We start from the raw sequence: 7,267 nt of genomic DNA, 5'->3' as shown, positions 1-7,267 counted from the left end.
ACACCGGTGGCGTCGTCCAGGTACACCTCGTCGATGGTGCCGATCTTGGTGCCATTGCGGTCGAACGCCTTGCGGCCGATCAGGTTGCGCGGATCGATGTCGGTCTCCACGGCCCCTCTCCCTCCAGCTGGTCGCAACTCATCCGTAAGCACTACGAAAGAGCACATTCACTGCGGCGGCCACTTGAGAATCCGGCCGTTGACCTCGCTGGTAGGCTGATTGCGGCTGCTGACCCCGTGCGGGAGAGTCCTCCGACCCACCTCGGAGGCGCCGAAGGAGCAAATCCTCCCCGGAATCTCTCAGGCTCACGTACCGCATGGACGAGGTCACTCTGGAAAGCAGGGCGGGTGTCGACGGCTTCCGCTCTCACCGACGGTGAAAGCCGGCGCCGTCAAGGTGCCGGTGAAGCTCTCAGGTTGAGATGACAGAGGGGGAGGCCGTCCGGGCACCCGCGCCGTGGTGCCCTTCGAAGGTCGTCAGACCAGGAGGCCTCCGCAATGACCGCCCATCGCATTCCGCTCTCCGAGCTCGAAGCGGGCATCCCCTTCGAACAGCGCCACATCGGGCCCGACCAGGAGGCGCGGGCCAAGATGCTCGCCCAGGTCGGCTACGGCTCCCTGGACGAGCTGACCGCCGCCGCGGTCCCGGATGTGATCAAGAACGCCGACGCCCTCGACCTGCCGGGCGCCCGCACCGAGGCCGAGGTGCTGGCCGAGCTGCGCTCGCTCGCCGACCGCAACCAGGTCCTCGGCTCCATGATCGGCCTGGGTTACCACGGCACCTTCACCCCGCCGGTCATCCTGCGCAACGTCCTGGAGAACCCGGCCTGGTACACGGCCTACACGCCCTACCAGCCGGAGATCTCCCAGGGCCGCCTGGAAGCCCTGCTGAACTTCCAGACCATGGTCGCCGACCTCACCGGTCTGCCCACCTCCGGCGCCTCCCTCCTGGACGAGGGCACGGCCGCCGCCGAGGCCATGGCGCTGTCCCGGCGCATGGGCAAGAACAAGAAGGGCCTCTTCCTGGTCGACGCGGACGCCCTGCCGCAGACCATCGCCGTCATCCAGACCCGCGCCGAGCCGACCGGCGTCGAGGTCGTCGTCGCCGACCTGAGCGCGGGCATCCCGGCCGACATCGCCGCCCGTGACATCAACGGCGTGCTGCTCCAGTACCCCGGCGCCTCCGGTGCCGTACGCGACATCAAGCCGGTGATCGAGCAGGCGCACGAGCTGGGCGCGCTCGTCACCGTCGCCGCCGATCTCCTCGCCCTCACCCTGCTGACCTCCCCGGGTGAGCTGGGCGCCGACATCGCCATCGGCACCACCCAGCGCTTCGGCGTCCCGATGGGCTTCGGCGGCCCGCACGCCGGCTACATGGCGGTGCACGAGAAGTTCGCCCGCAGCCTGCCTGGCCGCCTGGTCGGCGTGTCCGTCGACGCCGACGGCAACAAGGCCTACCGGCTGGCCCTCCAGACCCGTGAGCAGCACATCCGCCGCGAGAAGGCCACCAGCAACATCTGTACCGCGCAGGTGCTGCTCGCCGTCATGGCCGGCATGTACGCCGTCTACCACGGCCCCGAGGGCCTTCGGACCATCGCCCGGCGCACCCACCGCTACGCGACGCTGCTCGCCGAGGGCCTGAAGGCCGGCGGCATCGAGATCACGCACGGCGCCTTCTTCGACACCATCACCACGCACGTGCCCGGCAAGGCCGCCGAGATCGTCGCCGCCGCCCGGGACAAGGGCGTCAACCTGCACCTGGCCGACGCCGACCACGTCTCCCTGGCCTGTGACGAGACCACCACGCGGGCGCAGCTGGAGAGCGTATGGGCCGCCTTCGGCGTCGACGCCGACCTGGCGGCGCTGGACGCGGCCACTGAGGACGCGCTGCCCGAGGCGCTGCTGCGCGGCGACGAGGTCCTCGCCCACCCGGTCTTCCACCAGCACCGCTCCGAGACCGCGATGCTGCGCTACCTGCGCAAGCTGTCCGACCGCGACTACGCGCTCGACCGCGGCATGATCCCGCTGGGCTCCTGCACCATGAAGCTCAACGCGACCACCGAGATGGAGCCCATCACCTGGCCCGAGTTCGGCGCGCTGCACCCCTTCGCGCCCGCCGAGCAGGCCGAGGGCTTCCTCACGCTCATCCATGAGCTGGAGGACCGTCTCGCCGAGGTCACCGGCTACGACAAGGTCTCCTTGCAGCCGAACGCCGGCTCCCAGGGCGAGCTGGCCGGTCTGCTGGCCGTCCGCGGCTACCACCGCGCGAACGGCGACGAGCAGCGCACCGTCTGCCTCATCCCGTCCTCCGCGCACGGCACCAACGCGGCCAGCGCCGTGATGGCCGGCATGAAGGTCGTCGTCGTCAAGACGTCCGAGGACGGCGAGATCGACGTCGAGGACCTGCGGGCCAAGATCGAGCAGCACCGCGAGCAGCTGGCCGTGCTGATGATCACCTACCCGTCCACGCACGGTGTGTTCGAGGAGCACGTCGCCGACATCTGCGCCCGGGTGCACGAGGCCGGCGGCCAGGTGTACGTCGACGGCGCCAACCTGAACGCCCTGGTCGGCCTCGCCAAGCCGGGCCACTTCGGCGGCGACGTCTCGCACCTGAACCTGCACAAGACCTTCTGCATCCCGCACGGCGGCGGCGGCCCCGGCGTCGGCCCGGTCGCGGTCCGCTCGCACCTCGCGCCGTACCTGCCCAACCACCCGCTCCAGCCGGCGGCCGGCCCGGAGACGGGCGTCGGCCCGGTCTCGGCGGCGCCGTGGGGCTCGGCGGGCATCCTGCCGATCTCCTGGGCGTACGTCCGGCTGATGGGCGGCGAGGGCCTCAAGCGGGCCACCCAGGTGGCCGTGCTCTCCGCGAACTACATCGCCAAGCGCCTGGAGCCGCACTTCCCGGTGCTCTACACCGGCCCCGGCGGCCTGGTCGCGCACGAGTGCATCATCGACCTGCGCCCGCTGACCAAGGCGACCGGCGTCAGCGTGGACGACGTGGCCAAGCGCCTGATCGACTACGGCTTCCACGCCCCGACCATGTCGTTCCCGGTGGCCGGCACGCTGATGATCGAGCCGACCGAGTCGGAGGACATCATCGAGCTGGACCGGTTCTGCGACGCGATGATCGAGATTCGCGCGGAGATCGAGAAGGTCGGCTCCGGCGAGTGGCCCGCCGAGGACAACCCGCTGCACAACGCCCCGCACACCGCGGGCGCGCTCGGCGGTGAGTGGACGCACGCCTACAGCCGCGAGGAGGCCGTCTTCCCGGCCGGGGTCTCGGTGGCCGACAAGTACTGGCCGCCGGTGCGCCGCATCGACCAGGCCTTCGGCGACCGCAACCTGGTCTGCTCCTGCCCGCCGCTGGACGCGTACGAGGACTGACCGCGCCGCAGCCGTGCCCCCGAGGGCCCCGTCCGGATGTCCGGGCGGGGCCCTCGGGCGTCAGGGGTGCTTCGGCCGCCAGTAGGGGGACGGCCGGGACACCCGGGACACCCGCCCAGGGACGGACCCGGTCGCCCTACGCCGTCTCCAGGGCCACCTCGGTCGCCTTGATCAGGGCGACCACGTCGGAGCCCACGAACAGGCCCAGCTGGATGGCCGCGTCCCGGGTGATCGCGGCGGTCACCTCGCCGCCCGGGACGGAGATCCGCACGGTCGCCATGACGGCGCCGGTGGTCAGGCCGACCACCGTGCCGGGCAGCTGGTTGCGGATCGACAGGCCCTCGATCTGGGCCGTGGCGACGGAGACCTCGGTCGACTTCACCAGGGCGCGCACCGGGGTGCCGGGGGCGAGGGCCAGGTCCTCGGCGGCCGCCAGGGTGATGGCCGCGGTGAGGTGCTGGCCGCCCTCAAGGAGGACCTCGACGGTGGCCATGGCCTCGCCCGGGTGGACCGCGGTGACGCTGCCGGGGAGCTGGTTGCGGATGCTCAGGGTCATGGGCACCCACCGTAGAGCGCCCGTTGGCTCAGGCGGGGTATGCGTGGGTCTGGGTCGCTTTGACTGTCGCCCAGACCGGTGCACCGGGCTGGAGCTCCAGTTCGGCGGCGGCCACCGTGGTGAGGTCGGCGGCGAGCGGGAGCTCACCGGTGAGATCGGCGCGGATCTGGTCGCCGTGCGTCTCCAGGCCGGCCACCGCGCAGCGCCACAGATTACGGGCGCTGGCCCCGGTGGGCCGGTCCCGGAAGAGGGTCACGGCCGAGGGCGGGAAGGCCACGAAGGCCGGTCCGGACAACTCCTCGGTGGTGGTGATCGAGGGCCCGGCGTCCAGTCGTACCGTGTGGCCCGCGGCCTCGCCACGGTAGAGGTTCAGACCGACGAGCTGGGCGATGTAGTCCGTGCGCGGACGGCGGGCGATGTCGGCGGGGGCGCCCTCCTGGACGATCCGGCCGTGCTCCACCACGACCAGGCGGTCCGCGAGCACCATGGCGTCCAGCGGATCGTGGGTGACGAGGACGGCGACCGCCTCGAACTCGGCCAGATGGCGCCGGAGTTGGGCGCGGACCTCCAGCCGGGTACGGGCGTCGAGGGCGGCCAGCGGCTCGTCCAGGAGGAGCAGCCGGGGCCGGGTGGCCAGGGCGCGGGCGAGGGCCACGCGCTGGGCCTGGCCGCCGGACAGCCGGCGCGGCTTCGCGCCCGCGTGCTCGGCGAGCCCCATGCGCTCCAGCCAGGCCGCGGCCAGCGCACGGGCCTCCGCCTTGCCCCGGCCCTGGCAGCGCGGCCCGAACGCCACGTTGTCCAGCGCGGACAGATGCGGGAAGAGGAGGTAGTCCTGGAAGACGACGCCGACCGGGCGGGACTCCGGCGCCACCCGCTCCAACGGGACGCCGTCGAGCCGGAGATGGCCCCCGCTGAGCGGCACCAGACCGGCGAGGACGCGCAGCGCGGTGGTCTTGCCCGCGCCGTTGGGGCCCAGCAGCGCGACCACGTCACCGGGCGCCGCCGTCAGGGCCACGTCCAGCCGGAAGCCGCCCCGGTCCACGACGAGCCGGGCGTCGAGCCCCTGCCGGTCCGCCCGCTCCGGGTCCTGCGCGTCGGGACCCTGGGCGTCGGGGGCCGGGGCGTCGGTCATGCGTGCGGGATCCTTCGGCCGTGACTGCTCGGTGGGTGTGGTCCGCCGTCCTGCCGTCATGTCACACCCCCGTCAGCCAGCGGTCGCGCAGTCCCGCCAGCACCGCGATGGAGACGGCCAGCAGGACGAGGCTCAGCGAGATCGCGGCCTCGGGGTCGTTCTGGAGGGCGAGGTAGACCGCGAGGGGCATGGTCTGGGTGCGGCCGGGGAAGTTGCCCGCGAAAGTGATCGTGGCGCCGAACTCGCCGAGCGCCCGCGCCCAGGCCAGTACGGCGCCCGCCGCGACGCCGGGCGCGATCAGCGGCAGCGTGACCCGGCGGAACGCGGTGAAGCGGGAGGCGCCGAGCGTGGTGGCCGCCTCCTCGAAACGGGGGTCGGCGGCGCGCAGGGTGCCCTCCACGCTGATCACCAGGAACGGCATCGCGACGAACGCCTCCGCGAGCACCACCGCGGTGGTGGTGAACGGCAGGGTGACCCCGAACCAGGCGTCGAGCCACTTGCCGATGACGCCGTTGCGGCCGAGCGCCAGCAGCAGGGCCACCCCGCCGACGACCGGCGGCAGCACCAGCGGCAGGGTCACCAGGGCGCGCACCAGACCGCGCCCGGGGAAGTCGGTACGGGCCAGCAGCCAGGCCAGCGGCACGCCGAGGACGAGGCTGACGGCGGTCGCCAGGGTGGCGCTGACCAGCGACAGCTGGAGCGCTTGCCACACCTCGGTGCTGGTCAGCTGGTCCGGCAGGCTCCGCCAGGGGGCGCGGACGAGCAGCGCGAGCAGCGGCAGCAGGAGGAAGACGAGGGCGAGGACGCCGGGCAGCAGCAGTGGCAGCGGAACACCGCGGCGACCGGCCACGCGGATACGGCGGGGCGTCGTACCCCCGCTCCCACCGGCGCCCCCGCCCTTCCCGACACGGCGGCGCCGCGGCCGGTCCGTGCGGGGACCGGTCGCGGCGCCGGGCTCATCGGGTGAGGTCACGGCTTGAGGAACCCGGCCTCGCCCAGCACCTTCTGGCCCTCGGCGGACCGCACGAGGGCGATGAACGCCTTCGCGGTCTCCGCGTTCCTGGCGTTCTTCAGCAGGGCGATCGGGTAGTCGTTGACGGCCTTGGCGGACTCGGGGAACTCCACGCCCTCCACCTTGTCACCCGCGGCGTGCACATCGGTCTTGTACACCACCGCGGCGTCGGCCTCCTTCAGCTCGACCTTGTTCAGGGCGCTCTTGACGTCCTGCTCGTAGGAGACCGGGGTGAGCTTGAGGTGGCTGGCGTCCAGCGCCTTCTGGGCGGCGGCGCCGCAGGGCACGGTCTTGTCGCACAGGACGACCTTCAGACCGGGCTTGGTGAGGTCCTTCAGGGAGGCGACCTTGCCGGGGTTGCCGGGCAGGGTGGCGATCTCCAGCTGGTTGCGTACGAAGGTCTCCGGGGTGCCGGCCGCGTCCTTGGCGTCCGTCACGGTGGCCATGGTCTTGGGGCTGGCGGCGGCGAAGACATCGGCCGGGGCGCCGCCGGTGATGCTCGCGGCGAGGGTGTCGCTGCCGCCGAAGCTGAAGGTGACCTTGGTGCCCGGGTGCTGCTGCTCGAACTCCTTGCCGAGGGCGGTGAAGCTCTCCTGGAGCGAGGCGGCGGCGAACACGGTGACCGTGCCGGACAGCTTGGGGGAGGCGGAACCCGACGCGTCCGAGGCCGTGTTCGAGGACCCGGAGGAGGACGAGCAGGCGCTGAGGGTCAACAGGGCGGCGGCTCCCGCGCCGGCCAGCTCGAGCATCCGCCGGGTCCGGCGCACGGAAGGGGTCATCACGGTTCTGCTCCTCGTGTTGTGCGGAACGACTGTCGCGCCCTGGCACGGTTGTACGAACCTGCCGTGCCGCGATGATACTGCCGCATCTGCCAGCTGTAAGTCCCTTGTCGCATCGCATGAGCTGGGATCTTGCGCGGTGTGGCTGGCATGTGCGTTTGTACGGGGCTCCGTCGCGGGTACCGTCCTGCCGGAGGTGGTCGCAGGTGACACTCGCCCGACTCGCCCTGAGCGGAGATCTCGTACGGCCCTCCCGGCTGACCGTGCCGGACCTGCTGCGCTGGCCACAGCACCGGGTGGCCGTCAGCTTCGAGTGCGCGACCAGCGGCACGCAGCACCACCGCTTCACCGGGCCCCGCGTCGACGAGGACGTCGTACAGCCGCGGCCCGGTGAAGCGGTGGTGC

The 7,267-nt window shown here is 72.2% G+C and carries 7 protein-coding genes and 1 riboswitch; of the genes, 2 read left to right on the top strand and 5 right to left on the bottom strand.

The window, feature by feature from the left end; genetic code table 11:
* The coding region (locus CCN72_RS34660) for a PRC-barrel domain-containing protein (protein ID WP_143664304.1) at window positions 1-167 on the bottom strand (167 nt) is incomplete at its 3' end.
* 62 nt (window positions 168-229) lie between these two features.
* A riboswitch (glycine riboswitch) is annotated at window positions 230-325 on the top strand.
* 172 nt (window positions 326-497) lie between these two features.
* On the opposite strand from CCN72_RS34660, the gene gcvP reads away from it, so the two are divergent.
* On the top strand, window positions 498-3,383 hold the full coding sequence (gcvP, locus tag CCN72_RS34655) for an aminomethyl-transferring glycine dehydrogenase (RefSeq protein ID WP_086812312.1): 2,886 nt from the start codon (window positions 498-500) through the stop codon (window positions 3,381-3,383).
* A 136-nt stretch (window positions 3,384-3,519) separates the two neighbouring features.
* Here gcvP and CCN72_RS34650 read toward each other — a convergent pair whose 3' ends face one another.
* The 4 genes from CCN72_RS34650 to modA all read right to left on the bottom strand — a co-directional run bounded on the left by CCN72_RS34650 (window position 3,520) and on the right by modA (window position 6,862).
* Complete coding sequence (locus tag CCN72_RS34650) at window positions 3,520-3,939, bottom strand: TOBE domain-containing protein (RefSeq protein WP_086812310.1); 420 nt, start codon at window positions 3,937-3,939, stop codon at window positions 3,520-3,522.
* A 28-nt stretch (window positions 3,940-3,967) separates the two neighbouring features.
* Entirely contained in the window at window positions 3,968-5,071 is a 1,104-nt protein-coding gene (locus CCN72_RS34645) for an ABC transporter ATP-binding protein (RefSeq protein WP_086812309.1), read from the bottom strand.
* 61 nt (window positions 5,072-5,132) lie between these two features.
* Window positions 5,133-6,044 (bottom strand): molybdate ABC transporter permease subunit, encoded by a 912-nt coding sequence (modB, locus tag CCN72_RS34640; RefSeq protein WP_086812307.1) that lies wholly within the window; start codon window positions 6,042-6,044, stop codon window positions 5,133-5,135.
* Entirely contained in the window at window positions 6,041-6,862 is an 822-nt protein-coding gene (gene modA / locus CCN72_RS34635; RefSeq protein WP_086812305.1) for a molybdate ABC transporter substrate-binding protein, read from the bottom strand. Before modA ends, modB begins: the two co-directional genes overlap by 4 nt.
* A gap of 206 nt (window positions 6,863-7,068) precedes the next feature.
* On the opposite strand from modA, the gene CCN72_RS34630 reads away from it, so the two are divergent.
* Window positions 7,069-7,267: molybdopterin-binding protein (locus CCN72_RS34630; protein WP_483027297.1), on the top strand; the 199-nt coding region annotated here is incomplete at its 3' end.

This window comes from Streptomyces murinus, from assembly GCF_002154555.1.
Classification (GTDB): Bacteria; Actinomycetota; Actinomycetes; order Streptomycetales; family Streptomycetaceae; genus Streptomyces; species Streptomyces murinus.
This window is presented reverse-complemented; position numbering and strand designations above follow the sequence as displayed.